The sequence below is a fragment of the Stenotrophomonas sp. YIM B13575 genome (assembly GCF_042787595.1).
GTDB lineage: Bacteria > Pseudomonadota > Gammaproteobacteria > Xanthomonadales > Xanthomonadaceae > Stenotrophomonas > Stenotrophomonas lactitubi_B.
The window spans coordinates 1-22,077 of the sequence record NZ_JBHZOP010000005.1; the positions used below are offsets into that span (position 1 = coordinate 1).

The window sequence follows — 22,077 nt, forward strand, 5'->3', positions numbered from 1 at the left end:
GCCTGCGTGTGGGGCCGGGCAGGACCGTTCGCGCCATGGATGGCGCGACCGAGCTTACAAGGATGTACTTGCAGCGTGTCCTGCCCGGCCCCACCCGCAGGCTCCCCCCGATACCCGGAAGGCGCTGCTCTACACAGCCAACTCGAACCCAACAAAAAACCCGGCCGAAGCCGGGCTTTTCGCATGACATCACAACGAACCGGAATCAGTCGCCCTGCTGCTTCTGCAGGTGCTCCCAACGCTCCTGGGCGTCGATGGTGCGCTCGGCGGTCAGGCGCGCTTCGAGGCGCTCCAGGCCGATTTCTTCACCGGTGTCCACGCAGTACCCGTAATCGCCCGCTTCCAGGCGCTTGAGGGTGCTGTCGATCTTGCCGATCAGCTTGCGGTAACGGTCACGGGTGCGCAGTTCCAGCGAGTTCTCGGTCTCGCGGGTCGCGCGCTCGGCTTCATCGCCGATGTCACGCACTTCCTCACGCAGGTTCTCGATGGTCTGCTTGGACTCTTCCACCAGATCGGCGCGCCAGTTCTGCAGGCGCTGGCGGAAGTACTCCTGCTGCAGCGGGCTCATGTACTCCTCGTCCGAGGCCGGCTTGTAGCCTGCGGGCAGGATCGGGCGGCCAGTGGCCTCGTCGGTCTTGTATTCGACGACCTTGTACTTGCTGCGCGGCGCGGGTGCCGACGAACGGGCGGCGACGGCCACAGCGACCTTGCCCACGGGGCGGGTCACGGTCTTCGGAGCGGAATCGGATTTCACGGCGGTTTTAGCAGGCGATTTCGAAACGGGCACGGGATTCTTGGATTGCGGGGCGGTCGATGCTGCAGAAGCGGCGGCCGGGGCCGGCTTGGAGGCCGGTTTGGCTGCTGCCACTGCCGCGGTCTTGGCCGGGACAGACTTGGCCGGGGCCGGCTTCGCAGCTGGCTTCGGTGCGGACTTCACTACAGGGGCCGGCGTCGGCTTGGCAGCCGGCGCGGCGACATTCTTGGCAGCCTTGGCGGCAGGTGCCGGCTTGGCAGGCGCCACCTTCTTGGCTGCCGGCTTCGCAGCAGGCGCGGCGGCAACCTTCTTCACCACCGCCTTCGGCGCCGGCTTGGCTGCTGCCTTCTTCGGCGCCGGCTTGGCAGCGGCCTTCTTCACCGGCGCAGCCTTGCTGGCAACCTTCTTCACCGCCGGTGCCTTCTTGCTGGCAGCGACAGGTTTGGCCTTGACCGGCGCAGCGGGTTTCTTCGCCACTGCCGGCTTGCCGGACTTGGCCGGCGCTTTCTTTGCGGTGGCCTTCCTGGCCGCCGGTTGTGAGGATGCCGCCTTGGTCACCGGCTTGCTGGCCGGCTTCTTGGCAACGGGCTTGGCCGCCAACTTCTTCACAACAGGCTTGGCGGTTTTCTTGGCGGCCTTGACGGCCTTCTTTGCAGTTTTTTTAGCAGCCACGAAACGCTCTTCCTTGGATTCCCCGGGGCCCGGGAAAGCGGGCCTTTATAGCCTACCCGACCCGCAGCAGCAACCTTGGGGGCCCGCTCCATTCAGTCCAGGAGTCAACGGGTCCAAGGTGCGGTCCGACGAACACGGACCGCCTTGCGCGGTACGGAACCTGTCCGGCACCTGGAGGGGTGCCGATAGCGGTCGCAGGCCATCTACGACATGCGACCAACGGCCCATCCTGCACAAATGCGGCCTTCATGCCAACTGGCTTAAGATGACTGAGTGATCTCGCGCCTGCTCATCGCCCTGCTGCGCTTCTACAAGCGCTTCATCAGCCCGCTGCTGGGGCCTCGCTGCCGTTTCGTGCCGAGCTGCTCTGAATACGCCATGGACGCCATCTCCCGGCACGGCCCGCTGCGCGGCAGCTGGCTGGCGGCGCGACGGCTGGGCCGCTGCCATCCGTTCCATCCCGGCGGCTTCGATCCAGTGCCCGAATCTCCCAACGCCCCTTCTTGCCGTTGCACAGGAAAACACTGACATGTCCTCCACGCTCATCACCAACGCCCGCCTGGTCAACGAAGGCCGCACCTTCGAAGGCGACCTGCGCATCGAGAACGACCGCATCGCGCAGATCGGCAAGGGGTTGACCCCGCGTGATGGCGAACAGGTGGTGGATGCAGCCGGGCGCTGGCTGCTGCCCGGGATGATCGACGACCAGGTGCATTTCCGCGAACCGGGCCTGACCCACAAGGGTGACATCGCCAGCGAGTCGGCTGCGGCCGTGGCCGGCGGCCTGACCAGCTTCATGGACATGCCCAACACCAACCCGCCGACACTCGACTCGACCATTCTTGAAGCCAAGTACGAGCTGGCGCGCGGCCGTGCCTGGGCCAACTACGGGTTCTACCACGGGGCCAGCAACGACAACCTGGAGGCCATCCGCGCGCTCGACCCGAAGAAGGCGCCGGGCGTGAAGGTGTTCATGGGTGCATCCACCGGCAACATGCTGGTCGACAACCCGGAAACCCTGGATGCGATCTTCCGCGAGTGCCCGACCCCGATCATCACGCACTGCGAAGACACGCCGATGATCGATGCCAACCTGAAGGCCTTCCAGGAAAAGTACGGCGACGCACTGACCCCGGAGATGCACCCGGACATCCGTTCGCGCGAAGCCTGCATCAAGTCGACGCGGCTGGCCATGTCGCTGGCGCGCAAGCACGGCACCCGCCTGCACGTGCTGCACATCTCCACCGCCGACGAACTGGCGCTGTTCGAGAAGGGCCCGCTGATCCGCGCCGACGGCAGCCGCAAGCAGATCACCGCCGAGACCTGCGTGCATTTCCTGCACTTCGCCCGCCCGGACTACGCGACCAAGGGCAACCTGATCAAGTGCAATCCGGCGATCAAGGACGTGGCCGATCGCGAGGCGATCACCGCCGCATTGGCCGACGACGTGCTGGATGTCCTGGCCACCGACCACGCCCCGCATACCTGGGAAGAGAAGCAGAAGCCCTATGCGCAGGCGCCGTCCGGCCTGCCGCTGGTGCAGTACGCGCTGGTCGCCGCGCTGGAACGCGTGCACGAAGGCAAACTGACCCGCGAGCAGGTGGTGCAGAAATTCGCCCATGCTCCCGCCCAGCTGTTCGACGTGGAAGAGCGTGGCTTCCTGCGCGAAGGCTACTTCGCCGACCTGGTGCTGGTGGAAGACGTCGCGTTCACGGTCAAGCGCGAGGACGTGCTGTCCAAGTGCGGCTGGTCGCCGTTCGAAGGCACCACGTTCCAATCGCGCATCGCTTCCACCTGGGTCAACGGCCAGCTGGTGTGGGACGGCAGCAAGCTGGTGGGTCAGCCCGCCGGCCAGCGCATGACCTACGACCGCTGATGCGTTCGGCACTCATGTTCGGGGCGCTGCTGCTGGCGGCGCCCCTGTTCCCCGCACCGTCGGCACAGGCGCAGGACGGCATCGGCGACCTGATCGACAGCCGCGTGGTGTTCCCGGCCAGCGCGTCGCAGGGCGCGCTGGTGATCGGCAAGGTTCCCGCAGGCAGCAGCGTGCGCTACGCAGGTCGCGACCTGCGCGTGAGCAGCTACGGCAGCGTGGTGTTCGGCATCGGTCGCGATGAGAAAGGCCCGCTGCAGGTGCAGATCCGCCGACCGGATGGCAGCAGCGAGACGGCCGCCATCAACGTGACCCCGCGCGACTGGCCCACCGAGCGGGTCAACGGCGTGCCGCCGAAGACGGTCAATCCGCCACCAGCCATCGCCGAGCGGATCAAGCGCGAGCAGGCGCAGGTCACCGCGGCGCGCGCACGCGACGACAACCGCACCGATTTCACCCAGACCTTCATCTGGCCGGTGCAGGGTCGCATCAGCGGCCGCTTCGGCAATGCGCGTGTGTACAACGGCCAGCCCGGTGCCGGTCACTCCGGCATGGACATCGCGGTGCCGACCGGTACCCCGGTGAAAGCACCGGCTGCGGGTATCGTCACCTTCGCAGGCCCGGATCTGTATCTGACCGGCGGTACCTTGCTGCTCGACCATGGCTTCGGCGTCAGTTCGAACTTCCTGCACCTGTCGCGCATCGACGTGAAGGTCGGTGATCGCGTCGAACAGGGCCAGGTGATCGCCGCCGTCGGCGCGACCGGCCGTGCCACCGGCCCGCATCTGCACTGGGGCATGAACTGGTTCGACACCCGCATCGACCCGCTGCTGGTGCTGGAACGGAAGTAACGCCCATCGCCCGTTGCGGTGGTGGGCCGCTGCCGTAGAGCCGAGCCCACGCTCGGCTGCTGTTGGCCATGAATAGCCGAGCATAGGCTCGGCTCTACAGACAGCATGCAATCACCCATGCGCGGTAGCGCCGGGCCATGCCCGGCGAGCGCAGCGGCCAATCGTTCAGCCGCGCGCGGCCCACCACACGCGCAGCAACGTGCGCACCGGCGTCGCTTCAATCGGCTTGCCTGCGGCCTGCGCCGCCAGGCGGGCACGCGCCAGGCTCGACCACACGCGGCGCGCGCGCGGACCGGGCACACGGGCGCCCCACCCTTTCAGCAGCTGCTGCGCCCAACGCTGTGCGGCATTGCCGGCGTCCTCGTCCAGCAGGCTGCGCGGCACGCCGGCCACGCCAGCGTCCTGCAGGCGCTGGGCCAGGGTCTGCAGCAGCACTGCACGGCCGGCGCCCTTGCGCGGCGAGTCGGCAAACACCACCGCTTCGACCGCAGCCACTGCTTCGGCATAGTTGCCCAGTGCGCGCTCGGCAGCGGCAGCGTCCAGCGCGACAGTGCGCGCCTCGACCAGATCCGGCAGCGCCTCGGCCAGCTGCGCCCACGGTGCCCGCACCGGCTCCAGCACGCGTCCCAGCGGATGCCGCGAACGCTGCGCGGCCCAGCTGCGCAGTTCCTCGCCCCACCAGGCCAGCTTGGCGTCGGCCGGCAGCGGGTCGCCACTGGTGTTGAGCATGTCGTCGAATTCCTGCAGCAGCGCGAACCACGCCAGCGCCACAGGGCGCTGCGGTTCGGCCACGAACGGCTCAGCCACCGACCATTCCGGCCAGCGGCTGCGCCACTTGTCGAGGAAACTGTCCAGCGCGGTACTGCTCACTACGTTGTTCCTTACGGCTGGGCCGGGGTCGCCGGCCGGGTCGGCCAGAGGCTGGCCAGTTGCAGGAGTTCGGCGTTCTCGACCAGCACATCGGCCTGCCAGGCCAACGGGTCATCGCTGTGCAGGCGGTAGCCCCACAGTGCCGCCACCGACGGCATGCCGGCGGCACGCGCAGCGACGATGTCGCGCTCATCGTCGCCGACATACACGCAGTCTTCCGCTGCGATGCCGATCAGCTGCGCGGCGTGCAGCAGCGGCAACGGATGCGGCTTGCGCTCGGCCAGGGTGTCACCACCAACCAGCACCGCGCAGCGCCGCTGCCAGCCGTACTGCGGCACGATCAGCCGCGCCAGGTACTCGGGCTTGTTGGTGACGATGCCCCACACCGTGCCGGCCGCGTCCAGCGCATCGAGCATGCCGGCGACGCCGTCGAACAACACGGCGTGCTGGCCGATCGAGGCTTCGTAGCGCTGCAGGAATTCCGGAATCAGCGCATCGCGCGCGGCCGCGTCCAGTTCTGGAAACGCGGCCGATACCATCGCCCGCGAGCCCTTCGACACCACCGGACGCAACTGCGCCGGATCGATCGGTGCGCGGCCACGCTCGGCCAGCATCACGTCAAGCGTGGCGACGAAATCCGGTGCGCTGTCCAGCAGGGTCCCGTCCAGGTCGAACAGCACCGCACGCGGAAATGCTGCGGCGGTCACGGCGCCTTGACCGCGTGGGCCAGGTAATTGATGTCGGTACGGCTGCTCAGGCGGGCGCGGTTGCGCCAAGGCTCGTAGGCCATGCCGCTGACATCGGCCAGCGGCAGGTCGGCTTCGCGCAGCCAGCGCGCCAGCTCGGCCGGCTTGATGAATTCCTGGTAGTGGTGGGTGCCCTTGGGCAGCAGCCGCGCCACGTACTCGGCACCGACAATGGCCACTGCAAAGGCCGCGGCCGTGCGGTTGATGGTGGACAGGAACAGATGGCCGCCCGGCTTCAGCAGACGCTTGCAGGCCTCGATGATCGCGCCCGGATCGGGGACGTGCTCGAGCATTTCCATGCAGGTCACCACGTCGAAGCTGCCCGGCTGTTCGGCGGCAAGGTCTTCGGCGGCCTGCACCCGGTAGTCGACGCTGACACCACTTTCCAGTGCGTGCAGGCGCGCGACCTTGACCAGCTCCGGCGCCAGGTCGATGGCGGTCACCTCGGCACCGGCCTGGGCCAGCGCTTCACTCAGCAGCCCGCCACCGCAACCGATGTCGAGCACGCGCGCACCACGCAGCGGCGCGCGGTCGGCAACGTACTGCAGGCGCACCGGATTCAGCGCGTGCAGCGGCTTCTGCGGGCCATCGGCGTCCCACCAGCGGTTGGCCAGCGCGGCGAACTTGTCCAGCTCGGCCTGATCGAAATTGGAAGAAGCGTGGGGGGCAGTCATGACGGTTGTCCTTGCGGCGCCTGTACTCAGGCGCGGATATGACGGATGCGCTCGCGCCACTGGCGCGCGTTGGCGATGATGCCCGGCAGGTCCATGCCGACCAGCTCACGCTGCACCAGCTTGGGCTTGCCGGCGATCCAGACGTCGCTGACCTGCTGGCGGCCGGTGGCGTACACCAGCTGCGACAGCACGTTGTGCAGCGGCTGGGTCTCCAGCGCGGACAGGTCGACGCAGACCAGGTCGGCCTGTTTGCCGACCTCGATCGAGCCGATGCGCTCGCCGAAGCCCAGCGCGCGGGCGCCACCCAGCGTGGACGCGCGCAACGTGGTCGCCGCGTCCAGCGCGGTGGCGTCGTCGGCCACGGCCTTGGCCAGGATCGCCGCGGTGCGGTTCTCGCTGAACATGTCCAGGTCGTTGTTGCTGGCGCAGCCGTCGGTGCCAATGGCCAGGTTCACGCCGGCGCGCTGCAGGGCGCAGGCCGGGCAGAAACCGGAGGCCAGTTTCAGGTTCGATTCCGGGCAATGCACCACGCTGACTCCGCGCTCGGCGCACAGGTGGATCTCGGCCTCGGTCAGCTGGGTCATGTGCACCGCGATCAGGCGGTCGTTGACCAGGCCGAGGCGATCCAGCCGCGCCAGCGGACGCTGGCCGTGCAGCTTGATCGAATCGGTGATTTCCTGCGCGGTTTCATGGGTATGCAGGTGCACCTGCATGTCGAGCTGGTCGGACAGCATCCGCACCCGCTCGAAATTGGCATCGTTGACGGTGTACGGCGCATGCGGTGCGAACGCGGTGCCGATCAGCGGGTCGGTGCGCCACTGGTCATGCAGTTCACCGGCCTTGGCGAAGTACTCGTCGTCGGTCTTGGCCCAGGCGGTGGGGAAATCGATGATCACCGCGCCGACCAGCGCGCGGAAGCCGTGCTTTTTGTAGACGGCGGCCTGCACGTCACCGAAGAAATAGTTCTCGTTGGCGCAGGTGGTGCCGCCACGCAGCATCTCGGCGATGGCCAGGGTGGTGCCGTCGGCCACGAACTCGGGGCCGATCACCGCCGCTTCCACCGGCCAGATGTGCTGCTGCAGCCAGGTCATCAGCGGCAGGTCGTCGGCGACGCCGCGCAGCAGGGTCATCGGGTTGTGCGTATGTGCGTTGACCAGGCCCGGCATCAGCGCCGCATCGGGGCGGCTGACCACCTGGGTGGCGCGGAAGCGCGCACGCGCTTCGGCACGCGGCAGGATGGCCACGATCTCACTGCCACGCACGGCGACGGCATGGTCTTCCAGCACCACCGCATGCGGCTCGATCGGAACGACATAACCGGCTTCGATCAGCAGATCGCAGGCTTCGGGGAGGTGCGGGCTATCGCTCATGCGGGCTCACTGGCTATGGGGGAAGGACCGTACGTAGCCTTGGCTCCGACCTGGCGACTGATCACCGGTCAAACGGCTACCGCTGGGCTTCTGGAAGGCAAGCCCCTGAGTCAGGGGCGGCCGCGAAGCGGCGGGGTGTGGGTGCTGGTGAGCGGGGGCCCACGATCCGCATGGCGGATCGTGGGAGCGCCAGCGCGAATGCGCCGGCGCGTACCCGGATTACTTCACGCGTGAGGAGTACTCGCCCGAACGGGTGTCGACCTTGATGATTTCATCCTGGTTGACGAACAGCGGCACGCGCACCACGGCACCGGTTTCCAGGGTGGCCGGCTTGCCGCCGCCGCCCGAGGTGTCGCCACGGACGCCCGGGTCGGTCTCGGTGATCTTCAGTTCGACGAAGTTCGGCGGCTGCACGAAGATCGGGGAGCCATTGAACAGGGTGACGATGCAGGATTCTTCGCCCTTCAGCCACTTCTCGGCGCCGCCCATGCCGGCCTTGTCGGCCTGCACCTGCTCGAAGGTTTCCGGGTCCATGAAGTGCCAGTACTCGCCGTCGCTGTACATGTAGTCCATGTTGGTATCGACCACATCGGCCACTTCCACGTCGTCGGTCGCCTTCATGGTCATTTCGACCGTGCGGCCCGACTTGATGAAGCGATAGCGCACGCGGGTGAAGGCCTGGCCCTTGCCCGGCTTGATGAACTCGGTCTCGGAGATGACGGCCGGTTCATTGTTGACCAGGATCTTCATCCCGTTCTTGACATCGTTCATGCCCGCAGTGGCCATGCTCAAGCTCCTCAAATGGCGAAACCGCCGCGCGTGCGGCGAGCCGGATAGAATGGAAAGCCCACCGGAACCCCGGCGGGCAACTGTTTATGTGTCCATGATAACCGCAGGCCCCCTCTCCATGCAGCTTTCCGCCTTCCCCCGGACCCAGTCGCCAGCGGCGCCCGCGCGCTGGCAGCAGCTGTGGCGGCAGGCCCTGCGCGACCCGCAGGCGCTGCTGGCCCGGCTGGATCTGGATGCCGCAGCACTGGGCGTATCCGAGGCCGCCATCGCCCAGTTCGCGCTGCGCGTGCCGGAGGGTTTCGTCGCGCGCATGCGCCGTGGCGATGCCCACGATCCGCTGCTGCGGCAGGTGCTGCCGATCGATGCCGAGATGCGCCCGGCCCCCGGGTTCAGCTTCGATGCGGTGGGCGACGGTGCAGCAAAGAAGGCCACCGGGGTCATCCAGAAGTACCGCGGTCGCGCCCTGCTGGTGGCCACCGGCAGCTGCGCGATCAACTGCCGCTACTGTTTCCGCCGGCATTTCGACTATGGCGCCGAAAATGCCGCCAAGGGGGGATGGCAGGAGGCAGTGGAGGCCATCGCTGCAGACCCGGACATCGATGAGGTGATCCTGTCCGGCGGCGACCCGCTGTCGCTTGCGACCCACAAGCTGGCCGAGCTGACCGATGCACTGCGCGGCATCGCGCATATCCGCCGGCTGCGCATCCATACGCGCCTGCCGATCGTGCTGCCCGAGCGGGTCGATGACGAACTGCTGGCGTGGCTGGGCAGCCTGCCATGGCCACTGGCGATCGTGGTCCACGCCAACCACGCCAATGAATTCGATGCCAGTGTCGATACCGCGATGGCCCGCCTGCGCGGCATCGGCGCGCAGCTGCTGAACCAGGCGGTGCTGCTGCGCGGAGTCAACGACAGCGTGCAGGCGCTGCAGGACCTGAGCGAGCGCAGCTTCGCCGCCGGCGTGCTGCCCTATTACCTGCACCAGTTGGATCGGGTCGAGGGCGTGGCCCATTTCGAAGTGGACGACGTCCAGGCCAAGGCCCTGATTGCCGGCCTCACTGCGCGGCTGTCCGGCTATCTGGTGCCCAAGCTGGTCCGCGAGCTGCCCGGCGACCCGAGCAAGCGCCCGGTGTAACAGTAGATCCACGCCATGCGTGGATGCTTCTGCCAGGAACGCCCATCCACGCATGGCGTGGATCTACTGTCACGCGCCCGATTCGATCATCCGCACCACCTCGGTGGCAGTGACCGGGTGGCTCAAGCGATAGCCCTGACCGAGGTCGCAACCACGCTGGGCCAGCAGCTCGAACTGCGCCTCCTGCTCGATACCCTCGGCCACCACCGTGATGCCCAGGGCATGGGCCATGGCGATGATCGCCGTGGTCAGGGCCAGATCGTCCGGGTCGCGCTGCATGTCGGCGACGAAGCTCTTGTCGATCTTGACCCCGTCCACCGGTACCTGGCGCAGGTGGCTGAGACCGGAGAAGCCGGTACCGAAGTCGTCCAGCCACACCTTCACCCCCGCCCGGTGCAGACGGTCCAGCAGCTGTGCGGCCAGCATCTCATCGCCGATCACCGCCGTCTCGGTCAGCTCCAGGTGCAGGCGCGAGGCCGGTAGACCCGACTCCTGCAGGCACTGCGCGACCAACGCCGGCAGCTCACCGCCGCGCAACTGCCGTGGCGACACGTTGACCGAAACGAACAGCTCGTCACCGGCCACGCCCCGCGGCCACTGCACGGCTTCCATGCAGGCGGCACGCAGCACCTTCGGGCCGATGATCTCGATCAGGCCACTCTGCTCGGCCACCTCGATGAACACCGATGGCGGGATCGTGCCCAGCGTCGGGTGCTGCCAGCGCAGCAGCACTTCCACGCCGACCATGCGACGGTCGCGCATGCGGAAGATCGGCTGGTAGGCCAACCGCAGCTCGCCGCGCTCCCAGGCACCGCGCAGCTCCTGTTCCATGTGCACGCGGCGCTCGACCGCGTGATCCATGGCCCGGCTGTAATAGCGATAACAGTTCTTGCCGGCCATCTTCGCCTGGTACATGGCGATGTCGCCGTTCTTCAGCAGCGTCGTGGCATCGGCGGCATCGTCGGGGAACAGGGTCACGCCGATCGAAGTGCCCAGGAACAGCTCCCTGCCCTGCACCACCAGCGGCTTGCCCAGCTCGCGCACCAGCACTTCGGCCAGCAACCGCGCATTGGCTGCGACATCGCCATCGCCAACCAGGATCACGAATTCATCGCCGCCGAACCGCGCCAGCACCGCGTCGTCGCCGCCCGCCTCGGTCACGGCACGGCCGATGCGCTGGGCAAACTGCAGCAATGCCTCGTCGCCGGCCTCATGGCCCAGCGTGTCATTGACCCGCTTGAAATCATCGATATCGGCGAACAGCAGGCCCAGCCGGTGATTGGACGCACGTGCGGCCATCAACCGGTGGTCCAGCGCCTCGCGGAATGCCAGCCGGTTGGTGAGCCCGGTCAACGCGTCGGTGTAGGCCATGCGCCGCACTTCGCGGTCATGGCGGGCAATCGCATCACGCATGCGGGCAAAGCCACGCACCAGTTCACCCACCTCGTCGTCGCGGGTGTTTTCGCGCAGCGGCGCCTGGTAGTCACCCGCCTCGATGCGCCGGGCGGCCGCGGCCAGCTCGCGGATCGGCGCCACCAGCGTGCGCTGCACGTACAGGATCACCACCACGCCGATCACCACCAGCAGGCCCAGCATCAGCAGCAGCCAGCCCAGATGCCGGCTTCCCATCTGCTGCAGCCGCTCACCGAGGGTCGCATTGGCTGCCTGCTCACGCTGCAGCACTTCGTCCAGGGCCATGCCGACGCGGACACCACCGATGCGCTGCTTGCCCATCCTGATCGGCATCGCGTTGTCGAGCACCGTGGGCGACTGCTGCACCACCAGCGACTGCGCGGCGATCGCCCCGGCGGCCAGCGGATCGGCCATCGGCCGTCCGGCATCGGGCACCCCGGCCGAGCCGTCGTGGACCAACCGTCCACGGTCGTCGAACACCAGTACGTAGCGCACCACCGGCTGCCGCGAAATGCTGCGCACCAACGCCCCGACCTGGTCCAGATCGTTCTTGTGAAGCGGACCGGCAAGCGCATCGGACAGCTCGCGCACCATGGCCTCGCCACGACTGCGCACGCTGCGGTCGAACAGTTCGTGGATGACGCCGTTGCTGAGCGACCTCACCTCGCCCTGCATCGCCGCCTGACGCCCCAGCAGCACGGCCAGGATCGCCACCACCACCAGCATAGCCCCGCCCATCGCCAGCAGGAATCGGGCCTGCATCCCGGAGCCGAGCAACTTCATTCCACTTCCATCCGCACGCGCGTCGACCTTTGTTTCAATTCATCCAACCACGGCTGCGCATGCGCAACGACGCGGCGGAAACCGGAAGCCCCCAACACCCTCTGCAACGCACTCTGCACCCGTCGGCGACAGACGACACGCGGCTGCACGCCGGACGCACGGCCGGACACCGTCGGCGCCGGCCCGGCCACCTGCCAGCCCACACGGCCAGGCGCATGATCCTGCGTCATCGCGAGTTGCCCCTCTTCGCTGCCCAACGCCCCCACTGTAGAACCGGCGCAGCATGCGCCGTCCCGGCCAGCAGGGCCAAGGCCAGGCTCAGCAGTTCCCCCTGCATTGCCCTACGCAGACCCGACACAAGCATCATCCCCCCGGGGTATCCGGACAGACTACCCGAAAAAATGAGACCGTCGTCAGCTGTCCTTGCTGTTCTTCTGCGCCAGGCGCGCCATGCGCTGGGTATCGGCCAGGATGCCGCGCAGCAGACGCACTTCCTGCTCGCTGGGCTCGCTGCGCAGGAACAGGCGGCGCAGCTTGCGCATCGCCGAATCAGGCGCGCGGCCTTTGTGGAAATCGATCTCGTCCAGGGTCTCACCCAACTGGGCGAAGAAGCTCTCCATCTGATCGTGGCTGGCCGTCTGCTCGCGACTGTCCGGCCCGGTCGCGGCCACCGGCTGTGCACCCAGCAGCTGCATGCGCACTTCATAGGCCAGCACCTGCACCGCAGCGGCCAGGTTGAGCGAGCTGAACTCCGGGTCGGACGGAATGTGCACTGCGGCGTGGCACAGCTGCAGCTCCTCGTTGGTCAGGCCGGTGCGCTCACGGCCGAACACCAGCGCCACCTCGGCGCCTTCGCTGGCCTTGGCCACGGCGCGGGCGGCGGCATCTGCCGGCAGGAACTCCTCCAGCTGGACCCGGCGCGCACGTGCGGTGCAGCCCAGCACGAACCGGCAGTCGGCAACGGCTTCGGCCAGGGTGGCCACCACCGGTGCGTCGCCGAGCACGTCTTCGGCGCCGGCCGAGCGCCGGAAGGCCTCCTCATCAAGCGGCTTCTCCGGCGCCACCAGGACCAGGCGGGCCAGGCCCATGGTCTTCAGGGCACGGGCGGCGGCCCCCATGTTGCCGGGGTGTTGGGTCCCGACCAGGACGAATCGGAGGCGGGTAGCGGCAGGAAACTGGGACATGAACAGGGAAAATGTCGAGCTGGACGAAGACCAATGGTAAACTGTGCGGCCGGCCACTGCGCCGGACCCGCTCTTTTCCCCCGCCAGCCCTTCTCTTCTGCCCTTCCGGGAGCCCATGCCATGCAGAAACCCGCCGTAACCGTCATGGTCAAGGCCGCCCGCCTCGCCGGCAACGTCCTCTTGCGCAACATCAACAAGCTCGAGGCACTGAATGTAGTCCAGAAGGGCCGCATGGACTACGCCAGCGAAGTCGATGCGGACGCGGAAAAGGTGATCGTCAAGGAACTCAAGCGCGCTTACCCCGAGTACGGCATCTTCGGTGAAGAAGGTGGCGTGCAGAGCGAGCGTCGCCACATGTGGGTCATCGACCCGCTGGACGGCACCAGCAACTACCTGCGCGGCGTGCCGCACTACTGCGTGTCGATCGCCCTGGTCGAGAACGGCGAGCCGACCGACGCGGTGATCTTCGATCCGCTGCGCAATGAACTGTTCACCGCCAGCCGTGGTGCCGGCGCCGTGCTCAACGACCGTCGTATCCGCGTGGCCGACCGCAAGGATCTGGAAGGCACCATGATCCACACCGGTTTCGCCCCGCGCGAGCGCGCACGCGCCAGTGCACAGCTGAAGTCGGTGGACGCCCTGCTGGTGCACGCCGAGGACATCCGCCGCTCGGGTTCGGCCGCGCTGGACCTGGCCTATGTGGCCTGTGGCCGCGCCGACGCCTACTTCGAGGCCGGCGTGAAGGCCTGGGACATCGCCGCCGGCGTGCTGCTGGTGCGCGAGGCCGGTGGCAAGGTCTGCGACTTCAAGGGCGCGACCCCGGCCCGCATGGACAACCGCGGCCCGGACACCCAGCAGATCGTGGCCGGCAACCTGAAGGTGGCCGAGTCGCTGCAGAAGGTGCTGGTGAACACGGGCTACGCCGCCGAGTTCGACGCGAAGTTCTGATTTTCTGCGTAAAGCGGTTCATGGAGACGGCACCAGCGAAGGTGCCGTTTTCGTTTGTGCGCCCGGAGATTCGTTTCCGCGACCGCGGAGGGTTGTCACTTTCTTTGCGCGCAAAGAAAGTAACCAAAGAAACGCTCCGCCAGCCACGAGCCGTCGCTACGCGCCGGTACCCTGCGCTTCTCGGCGAATCAGGGGACGGCGCCGAACTCGCTGCGCTCAGACACCGGCGCCTCTTCGCCCCTGATTCCCCTGCGATGCTCGGCTCGCTCAAGGCGGACTCAAGATCAAATGCCACAGCTGCACCAGTAGATCCACGCCATGCGTGGATGCTTTTGCCGTTGATCTTGACCTTCCAGTCCGCCTTCAAGCGAGCCGAGCACCGCAGGTCCGGCGAGGGCGAAGAGGTGCGGGTGTCTGAGCGCAGCGAGTTCCCGCACCGTCCCTCGACGGACTGAGGAGCGCAGGGAACCGACGTGCGAAGCACGACGGCTCGCGGACTGGCGGCGTGTTTCTTTGGTTACTTTCTTTGCACGAGCAAAGAAAGTGACACCTCCCCGCGGTCGCGGAAACGAGCCGCCGGGCGAGCCCGGCGCCAGCAATGCATCCCCGCAAACAAAAACGCCCGGCGCGAGGCCAGGCGTTCCTGCATCTCCATCGGAAGCCAGAGCTTACGCCGCGGTCGACGCCCGCAGCGCGGCAATGCGCTCTTCCAGCGGCGGGTGGCTCATGAACAGCTTCTTCGCGGTCGAGCCGGCAATACCGAACGCGGCGATCTGCGTCGGCAAGGTGCTCTGGCCGTGGTTGAGCTGCAGTCGCTCCAGCGCCGAGATCATCTTCTGACGACCCGCCAGCGATGCGCCGCCAGCATCTGCACGGAACTCACGGTGGCGCGAGAACCACATCGAGATCATCGTGGCGAACAGGCCGAACACCATCTCCAGCACGAATACGATGATGTAGTAGGCAAAGCCACGGCCGCCGCCTTCGCGGTTGCCCGACAGAGCGCTGTCGATCACGCCGCCGACCACGCGGGCCAGCACGATCACGAAGGTATTCAGCACGCCCTGCAGCAACGCCATGGTGATCATGTCACCGTTGGCGACGTGGGCGATCTCGTGGCCGAGCACGGCTTCGGCTTCGTCCTCGCTCATGTTGTGCAGCAGGCCGGTGGACACCGCCACCAGCGCGTTGTTGCGGTTCGCACCGGTGGCGAACGCGTTGATCTCCGGGCCGTCATACACCGCCACTTCCGGCATGCCGATACCGGCCGCCTTGGCCTGGCGCTCGACGGTGGCCAGCAGCCAGCGCTCGGTCTGGTTGCGCGGCTCGGTGATCACCACCGCACCGGTGGAGCGCTTGGCCATCCACTTGGACAGCAGCAGCGAGATGAGGGAGCCACCGAAACCGAAGATCGCGGCCATGACCAGCAGGCCACTCATCTGGTTCGAATTGACCCCCAGCAGCGACATCACGATGCTGGCGAGGATCAGGACCGCGAGATTGGTCGCCAGGAACAGGGCAATGCGGGTAAACATGGGAAATTCCGGCTTGGAAGGGGTTGATATCCGTCAATTTGCGGTGCGGTCAGCTTGAATTCAAGCGCCAACCTGACCGACGATTCAGCCTGCATGACCTCCAACCTTCCCTGCGGCCGTTTCGCGCCCTCACCCACCGGCCTGCTGCATCCCGGCTCCCTGCTTGCCGCCTTCGGCAGCTGGCTGCTCGCACGCCAGCACGGCGGCCTGTGGCGGTTGCGCATCGAGGACGTCGACCCACCCCGCACGGTGGCCGGCGCGGCACAGGCGCAACTGCAGACCCTGGCCGCGTTCGGCCTGGCCCACGACGGGCCGGTGATCTGGCAAAGCGCGCGCGGCGACGCTTATCAGACTGCGCTGGACCGCCTGCTGGCCGATGGCCACGCGTTTGTCTGCCACTGCAGCCGCAGCGATCTGGCCGCCAATGGCGGCATCCATCACCACTGCGTTGCGCGGCAGCCACGAGCGGACCCGGCCGTCCGCTTCCGGGTACCTGCGGGCAGCGTGGTGCATTTCGAGGATGGCCTGCGCGGCCGGCAACAACAGGATGTCCATGCCGAGGTGGGCGACTTCGTATTGCGCCGCGCCGACGGCTGCTGGGCCTACCAGCTGGCAGTGGTGGTCGACGATGCCGCGCAGGGCGTGGACGAGGTCGTGCGTGGCGCCGACCTGCTCGATTCCACCGCCCGGCAGATCCTGCTGCAGCAGGCGCTGGGCCTGTCAACGCCGCGCTACTGGCATCTGCCGCTGCTGCTGGATGCAGCGGGCCACAAACTGTCCAAGTCACTGGCCGCGCTGCCGGTGGAGGCCCGCGAGCCGGTACCGGTGCTGCGCCGGTTGTGGGAACTGCTGGGCCAGCCGAACACCGCACTGGAAGGCATCGACGATCGCGATGCGCTGTTGGCCACCGCCCAGCGCAGCTTCGACCCCGGCCTGCTGCCACCCGCGGACATCCTGCTGCCGGCGGGCGCACTTTCCGCGCCGATGTTGCAGAATCCCCCTTCCCCCACCTGATATCCGGACAGCTTTCCATGACATCTCGCGTCGCACTGGTCACCGGCGGAACCGGCGGCATCGGTACCGCCATCTGCCAACGCCTGGCCGACCAGGGCCACCGCGTCGCCACCAACTACCGTGACGAAGCCAAGGCCCGCGCCTGGCAGCAGGCGATGACCGAACGCGGCTACCAGGTGTCGATCTTCCCGGGCGATGTCTCCGACTCCGCCAGCGCCGAAGCCCTGATCCATGCGGTCGAGGCCGAACTGGGCCCGGTCGAGATCCTGGTCAACAACGCCGGCATCACCCGCGACACCACCTTCCACCGCATGCGCGCGGAGCAGTGGCACGATGTGATCAACACCAACCTCAATTCGGTGTTCAACGTCACCCGCCCGGTCATCGAAGGCATGCGTCGACGCGGCTGGGGCCGGGTCATCCAGATCAGCTCGATCAACGGCCTGAAGGGCCAGTATGGCCAGGCCAACTACGCCGCCGCCAAGGCCGGCATGCATGGCTTCACCATCTCGCTTGCGCGCGAGAACGCAGGCTTCGGCATCACCGTGAACACCATCTCGCCCGGCTATGTGGCCACCGACATGGTGATGGCGGTGCCCGAGGAAGTGCGCGCCAAGATCATCGCCGACATCCCCACCGGGCGCCTGGGCAAGCCGGAAGAAATCGCCTATGGCGTGTCCTTCCTGGTGGCCGAAGAGGCCTCGTGGATCACCGGCAGCAACCTGGACATCAACGGCGGCCACCACATGGGCTGGTAGACGGCGCCAGGGCCTGAGGGCCCGGCGCTGCACCCTGCCGTTGGTCATGCTGCGCAGCACGCAAAGCCTTGTTGCGCAACATTCCGGGCACGGAAAGCCAAGCCTGGCGGGGGCTGGGGCGGTTGCAACCGCTGCTGCACTGCGCCATGCTGCGCGTCTACTGTGACGAGTACCGCTTCATGGCTGCGACCCGCATCATCAAGAAGTATCCGAACCGCCGTCTGTACGACACCGAGATCTCCAGCTACATCACCATCGAGGACGTGCGCCAGCTGATCCTCGACGGCGAAGACTTCGAAGTCCGCGACGCCAAGAGCGGCGACGACCTGACCCGATCGGTCCTGCTGCAGATCATCGCCGACCAGGAGCAGGACGGTGAACCGATGCTCTCCACCCAGCTGCTGAGCCAGCTGATCCGCTTCTACGGCGATTCCCTGCAGGGCTTCATGGGCAACTACCTGGAGCGCAGCATGCAGGTATTCCTCGACCAGCAGCAGCAGTTCCGTCAGCAGATGGGCAACCTGCTGGGGCAGACGCCGTGGGCGATGATGAACCAGCTGACCGAGCGCAACCTGGAGCTGTGGCAGGAATTCCAGCGCAACATGGGCAGTGGTTTCGGTGGTCCGCGTCCGGGTGGCACCGGAACGGGCACCGGCACCGGCACGGCCGGCAAGCCGAGCGAGCCGACCGGCGGCACGGGTACCGGCGGCAAGACCCGCCGCTGAGGCGACCCGCCCCGGCTGATACGAAAACGGCGCGCCATGGGCGCGCCGTTTTGTTTTGAATGCCCCACGCGTGGCGTGGATCTACTTCCTGCAGCCCTTGCAGACACGCTCGACCTTGTAGCCCTTCGCGCGCAGCTTCTCCACCACGCCATCGTTGCCCAGCAGGTGCAGGCCGCCCACCACCACCAGCGTGCCGCCCTGCCCGGCCTGCAGGTAAGGCTGCAGCTTGGGCAACCATGCATCGTTGCGGTCGGTATTGATGCGCTGGTAGAGCTGCGGATACTTCTGGCGCATCTCCACGCCCATCCGGTTCCACAACAGGCGATCATCGCCGCGGCGCCAGGCCTCATGCAGCATCTGCGCCTGGGCATCGCCCTTGCCTGCTTCGTCCAGCGCCTCGGACAGCATCTGCCGCTGCTCCTGCACGCTCATGCCATCGAGCAGGTTGATCTGGCTGGACATGTCTTCCAGGCCTGCAGTCTTCTTGCCGGCCTTCTGCGCCCGCTGCATGAAGTGACGGTCCAGCCCCAGCTCCGGGTCCAGGCCCAGCTTCTGCATCTGGCCCACGGTGATGGTCAGGCCGACGAACCACGCCTTCATGCCCTGCAGCTGCGCCAGTGGCAGTTTGTTCTGCGTCGCATAGGCCTGCAGCTTCTGCCAGGTCGGCGCATCCAGGTCACGCTTGAGTTCGCTGCCATCCTTGCGGGTAGCCACCTGCACCATCTGGCTGGCCATCTGCGGCGACTGCAGTTCCTCCGGCGTCACTTCGAACAGCACGCGCTGCGAGGCTTCGAATGCCTGCTCGACGTCGCTCGACAGCGGATAGTCCTGTGGCTTCAACAGATGGAAGGAACCCAGCAGGTACAGGCGCGCATCTCCCTGCCCGGTGACCTTCCACAGCAGCGGCACCGGCGGCTTGCCCGCCGTGGCTTCGGCCGGCGCATCGCGCGCGATGGCCAACGGGCCAGCGGCGCAGGCAACGAGAAAAACGGCACTGCGCAACAACAGTTTCATCAACATGTTCAGCCCTCTCCTTCAGGCAGGTGATACGCCTTCTCGCCCGCTTCCACGCGCAGGTCCAAGCGGTTTTCCGGCGGCGCCAGCGGGCAGGTTGCATAGGCGGTGAACGCGCACGGCGGGTTGTGGGCGTGGTTGAAGTCGATCATCACGTGGCCATCGGCGGTGGGCGCATCGGTATCCAGATAGCGGCCAGCAGGATAGCTGCCGTGGCCACTGGTGCGGTCGGCGAAGATCAGGAACAGCGGCTGCCCCGGCTCGCCGATCGCTTCCAGCCGCCAGCTGCGGCCGTCGCGATCGAATTCCACCGCACCGGCGTTGGGCATCTCGGTGGTCAGGCCGGTGATGTCCACGATCGGCAGGGTCTTGCCTGGCGGATGCGCGATGAAACGTGCCTGCACCTGCCATTGCGGACCACCGGGCCAGTACTGCAGGCCGGCGAAATCGCGGCGTGCGGGTGCATCGGCGTGCTTGACCCGCAGCGCATCGCGCGCGCCACGACGGATCAGGCTGAGCTGGCCCTTGCCGCCATCGAAGGCCAGCAGGGTCGGCTGCGGATCCTTGTCGGTATCCATGCGCACGCGCCCGCGCACCGGCTCTCCATCGAGGGTGACATCGGTGCCGGATTCCGGCGTGAACCACCACTGGTCGCCTTCACGCCGCAACAGCCCCAGCTTGGCCGGCCCCACCGCCAGGCGGATGCCGCTGGTGGCACCGCTGCCGACGAAGTGCGACCGGTTCTGCAACCAGTGCAGGCCGACCAGCGCGGTCCAGCCATCGGGCCGGGTCAGGTCCTGGTAACGCAGCACCCGCCATTGCTGTTGCTGCGCGGCGAAGGCCGGATCCTCAACCGCGGCCGGTGCCGGCGTCGGCGCCGGGCTGCAGGCCGCCAGCAACAGGGCCGCCAGCAGGCCGCCCGTTCTCCAAAGTCGCATCGGTGCTCCCCTCAACGTCCGCGCAGGAACCAGCGGTCGATCTCCGCCAGCGAAAAACGGGCCCAGGTCGGCCGGCCGTGGTTGCACTGGCCGGACCGTTCGGTGATTTCCATGTCGCGCAGCAGCGCGTTCATTTCCGGCACGGTCAGGCGCCGGTTGGCACGCACGGCACCATGGCAGGCCATGGTCGACAGCAGCTCGTCGCGCGCCGTGGCGATGCGACGGCTCTGGCCGTGCTCGCGCAGGTCGGTCAGCACATCGCGCAGCAGGCCTTCTGGCTCGGCATGGGCCAGCAGCGCCGGGATGCTGCGCACGTGCAGTGCGCCTGGTCCGGCGCGGGTGATCTCGAACCCGAGCGCAGCCAGCGTATCGGCCTCCGCTTCTGCAGTGTCTGCCTCGCGCTCGCCCACCGCCAGGGTGATCGGCACCAGCAACGGCTGCGACTGCAGGCCGATGCCATCGTGTGCATTCTTCAACCGCTCGTAGCCGATGCGTTCGTGCGCCGCATGCATGTCGACCACGATCAGGCCTTCGGCATTCTCGGCCAGGATGTAGATGCCATGCAGCTGGGCAACGGCGTAACCCAGCGGCGGCACCCCGGCGTCGGCGCTGGTGACCGGCAGTCCGTTCTCCATCGGCATCGGCGGCAGTGCCGCACCGCGCTCGGCACCGGCTGGCGAGGCATACAGCGCAGCATAGGCCGCGGGTGCATCGGCCACCTGCAGGCCCAGCGGCTGCTGCGGGCGCCAACCGGAAAAGCCGCCACCACCGCCCTGCCCCGCACCGGGTGCCGGACCGCGCACGTAGCCGAAGCTGGAGGCCGTCGTGCCCGGCATCGCAGACGCGCTGCCGCCTTCGGCCGGATGCACCGCGCCTGCACCGATCTCCTGCGCGCTCATGCCGGCGCGGGTGTCGGCCAGCGCATCCTTCAAGGTTCGGTAGACGAAGTCATGCACCAGCCGCGAGTCACGGAAGCGCACCTCATGCTTGGCCGGGTGCACGTTCACATCGACGCGCGTCGGGTCCAGTTCCAGGAACAGCACATAGGCTGGCTGCCGACCGTGATACAGCACGTCGCCGTAGGCCATCTTCACCGCGTGGGCAACACTGCGGTCACGCACCGAACGGCCGTTGACGTACAGGTACTGCTGATCGGTGCTGGCACGCGAATAATGCGGCTGCGCGATCCAGCCATGCAGGCGCAGGCCGGCACTGCTGTGGTCCACGCGCACGGCCTGGCTGGCGAAGTCTTCGCCCAGGGTCTCGGCCAGGCGCACGTCCGAATACAGGTCGCCCGGCTTGTAGCGACGCGAGGCCTTGCCGTTGTGCGAGACACGCAGCTCGACATCGGGACGGGCCAGCGCCAGCGAGCGCAACCACTCTTCGATATGCCCCAGCTCGGTGCGCTCGGCGCGCAGGAACTTGCGCCGCGCCGGCACGTTGTAGAACAACTCGCGCACTTCCACCGTGGTGCCCGGCGCATGCGCGCGCGGGGTCACCTCGCCGATCTTGCCGCCTTCGATCTGCAGTGCCGAACCGTGCTCATCATGGGCACGGCGCGAGGACAGGGTGAAACGACTGACCGAGGCGATCGACGGCAGCGCTTCGCCACGGAACCCCAGCGTCGCCACCGCTTCCAGCTCGTCCAGGTTGGCGATCTTGCTGGTGGCGTGCCGCGAGACGGCCAGTGGCAACTGTTCTGCGGCAATGCCGCTGCCGTTGTCGCGGATGCGGATCAGGCGCACACCGCCTTCTTCCAGTTCGATGTCGACGCGGCTGGCGCCGGCATCGATCGCGTTCTCAACCAGCTCCTTGACCACCGATGCGGGCCGTTCGACCACCTCACCGGCGGCAATCTGGTTGATCAGGATTTCCGGCAACGGCCGGATCGGACGCGGATCGGGCGCGTTCATGGGCAGGTGGGGCAGGCAGACGTCATGCCACGATGATAGCGGAGCGGCGACAGGTAGGGTCGAGATCCACCGTGTGCAGCGCCAGCCAGGCAGGGCCTGGCTCCAGCAGAATCAGGCG

The 22,077-nt window shown here is 67.3% G+C and carries 20 protein-coding genes; 8 read left to right on the top strand and 12 right to left on the bottom strand.

The genetic code is table 11. From position 1 onward, the window contains the following. Positions 1 to 205: 205 nt before the first annotated feature. Positions 206 to 1,426 (bottom strand): RNA polymerase-binding protein DksA, encoded by a 1,221-nt coding sequence (gene dksA, locus ACFX4F_RS00805; protein WP_380651269.1) that lies wholly within the window; start codon positions 1,424 to 1,426, stop codon positions 206 to 208. Positions 1,427 to 1,699: 273 nt separating this feature from the next. On the opposite strand from dksA, the gene yidD reads away from it, so the two are divergent. From yidD to ACFX4F_RS00820, 3 genes are read left to right on the top strand one after another with little or no spacing between them, the layout of a single operon-like run. After that, positions 1,700 to 1,954, top strand: coding sequence for a membrane protein insertion efficiency factor YidD (gene yidD, locus ACFX4F_RS00810; RefSeq protein ID WP_014037867.1), 255 nt, complete (start codon positions 1,700 to 1,702; stop codon positions 1,952 to 1,954). A 1-nt stretch (position 1,955) separates the two neighbouring features. Further along, a complete protein-coding gene (locus ACFX4F_RS00815) occupies positions 1,956 to 3,302 on the top strand; it encodes a dihydroorotase (protein ID WP_380651272.1) in 1,347 nt (448 codons plus the stop codon). Further along, positions 3,302 to 4,150: a M23 family metallopeptidase gene (locus ACFX4F_RS00820; RefSeq protein WP_380651275.1), complete on the top strand. Its 849-nt coding sequence runs from the start codon at positions 3,302 to 3,304 to the stop codon at positions 4,148 to 4,150. The genes ACFX4F_RS00815 and ACFX4F_RS00820 overlap by 1 nt, the downstream gene beginning before the upstream one ends. Positions 4,151 to 4,315: 165 nt before the next feature. Here ACFX4F_RS00820 and ACFX4F_RS00825 read toward each other — a convergent pair whose 3' ends face one another. The 5 genes from ACFX4F_RS00825 to efp all read right to left on the bottom strand — a co-directional run bounded on the left by ACFX4F_RS00825 (position 4,316) and on the right by efp (position 8,596). Further along, the gene (locus ACFX4F_RS00825; protein WP_380651278.1) at positions 4,316 to 5,020 is read right to left on the bottom strand and encodes a squalene/phytoene synthase family protein; all 705 of its coding nucleotides are present in this window, start codon (positions 5,018 to 5,020) and stop codon (positions 4,316 to 4,318) included. Positions 5,021 to 5,031: 11 nt separating this feature from the next. Next, complete coding sequence (locus ACFX4F_RS00830) at positions 5,032 to 5,727, bottom strand: phosphoglycolate phosphatase (RefSeq protein WP_380651281.1); 696 nt, start codon at positions 5,725 to 5,727, stop codon at positions 5,032 to 5,034. After that, positions 5,724 to 6,440, bottom strand: a complete 717-nt coding sequence (gene ubiG, locus ACFX4F_RS00835; RefSeq protein WP_380651284.1) for a bifunctional 2-polyprenyl-6-hydroxyphenol methylase/3-demethylubiquinol 3-O-methyltransferase UbiG — start codon at positions 6,438 to 6,440, stop codon at positions 5,724 to 5,726. The genes ACFX4F_RS00830 and ubiG overlap by 4 nt, the downstream gene beginning before the upstream one ends. Before the next feature lie 26 nt (positions 6,441 to 6,466). Beyond that, the gene (locus ACFX4F_RS00840; RefSeq protein WP_380651287.1) at positions 6,467 to 7,810 is read right to left on the bottom strand and encodes a TRZ/ATZ family hydrolase; all 1,344 of its coding nucleotides are present in this window, start codon (positions 7,808 to 7,810) and stop codon (positions 6,467 to 6,469) included. A 219-nt stretch (positions 7,811 to 8,029) separates the two neighbouring features. Further along, positions 8,030 to 8,596: an elongation factor P gene (gene efp / locus ACFX4F_RS00845; protein WP_006379771.1), complete on the bottom strand. Its 567-nt coding sequence runs from the start codon at positions 8,594 to 8,596 to the stop codon at positions 8,030 to 8,032. Positions 8,597 to 8,693: 97 nt separating this feature from the next. Here efp and epmB point away from each other — a divergent pair, with 97 nt between their 5' ends. After that, a complete protein-coding gene (gene epmB, locus ACFX4F_RS00850) occupies positions 8,694 to 9,734 on the top strand; it encodes an EF-P beta-lysylation protein EpmB (RefSeq protein ID WP_380651290.1) in 1,041 nt (346 codons plus the stop codon). Positions 9,735 to 9,803: 69 nt separating this feature from the next. On the opposite strand, the gene ACFX4F_RS00855 is transcribed toward epmB, so the two are convergent. Further along, positions 9,804 to 11,930: a bifunctional diguanylate cyclase/phosphodiesterase gene (locus ACFX4F_RS00855; protein WP_099821217.1), complete on the bottom strand. Its 2,127-nt coding sequence runs from the start codon at positions 11,928 to 11,930 to the stop codon at positions 9,804 to 9,806. A gap of 413 nt (positions 11,931 to 12,343) precedes the next feature. Beyond that, a complete protein-coding gene (locus ACFX4F_RS00860; RefSeq protein WP_099821218.1) occupies positions 12,344 to 13,114 on the bottom strand; it encodes an RNA methyltransferase in 771 nt (256 codons plus the stop codon). A gap of 120 nt (positions 13,115 to 13,234) precedes the next feature. Here ACFX4F_RS00860 and ACFX4F_RS00865 point away from each other — a divergent pair, with 120 nt between their 5' ends. Beyond that, positions 13,235 to 14,062, top strand: a complete 828-nt coding sequence (locus ACFX4F_RS00865; protein ID WP_089236240.1) for an inositol monophosphatase family protein — start codon at positions 13,235 to 13,237, stop codon at positions 14,060 to 14,062. 668 nt (positions 14,063 to 14,730) lie between these two features. Here ACFX4F_RS00865 and htpX read toward each other — a convergent pair. Then, positions 14,731 to 15,597, bottom strand: coding sequence for a protease HtpX (gene htpX / locus ACFX4F_RS00870; RefSeq protein WP_180166374.1), 867 nt, complete (start codon positions 15,595 to 15,597; stop codon positions 14,731 to 14,733). A gap of 93 nt (positions 15,598 to 15,690) precedes the next feature. On the opposite strand from htpX, the gene gluQRS reads away from it, so the two are divergent. From gluQRS to phaR, 3 genes are all read left to right on the top strand, one after another. Next, positions 15,691 to 16,611: a tRNA glutamyl-Q(34) synthetase GluQRS gene (gene gluQRS, locus ACFX4F_RS00875; RefSeq protein ID WP_380651296.1), complete on the top strand. Its 921-nt coding sequence runs from the start codon at positions 15,691 to 15,693 to the stop codon at positions 16,609 to 16,611. 17 nt (positions 16,612 to 16,628) lie between these two features. After that, entirely contained in the window at positions 16,629 to 17,369 is a 741-nt protein-coding gene (gene phbB, locus ACFX4F_RS00880; protein ID WP_380651299.1) for an acetoacetyl-CoA reductase, read from the top strand. A gap of 179 nt (positions 17,370 to 17,548) precedes the next feature. Next, entirely contained in the window at positions 17,549 to 18,094 is a 546-nt protein-coding gene (phaR, locus tag ACFX4F_RS00885) for a polyhydroxyalkanoate synthesis repressor PhaR (RefSeq protein WP_108265878.1), read from the top strand. Between the two features lie 81 nt (positions 18,095 to 18,175). Here the strand turns inward: phaR and ACFX4F_RS00890 are convergent, their stop codons facing one another. The 3 genes from ACFX4F_RS00890 to mutL are packed head-to-tail and all read right to left on the bottom strand — an operon-like array spanning position 18,176 to position 21,959. After that, entirely contained in the window at positions 18,176 to 19,114 is a 939-nt protein-coding gene (locus ACFX4F_RS00890; protein ID WP_380651302.1) for a TraB/GumN family protein, read from the bottom strand. 2 nt (positions 19,115 to 19,116) lie between these two features. After that, positions 19,117 to 20,046: a DUF1684 domain-containing protein gene (locus tag ACFX4F_RS00895; RefSeq protein WP_380651305.1), complete on the bottom strand. Its 930-nt coding sequence runs from the start codon at positions 20,044 to 20,046 to the stop codon at positions 19,117 to 19,119. Positions 20,047 to 20,057: 11 nt separating this feature from the next. Continuing rightward, positions 20,058 to 21,959, bottom strand: coding sequence for a DNA mismatch repair endonuclease MutL (gene mutL, locus ACFX4F_RS00900; RefSeq protein WP_312705867.1), 1,902 nt, complete (start codon positions 21,957 to 21,959; stop codon positions 20,058 to 20,060). Between the last annotated feature and the right edge of the window lie 118 nt (positions 21,960 to 22,077).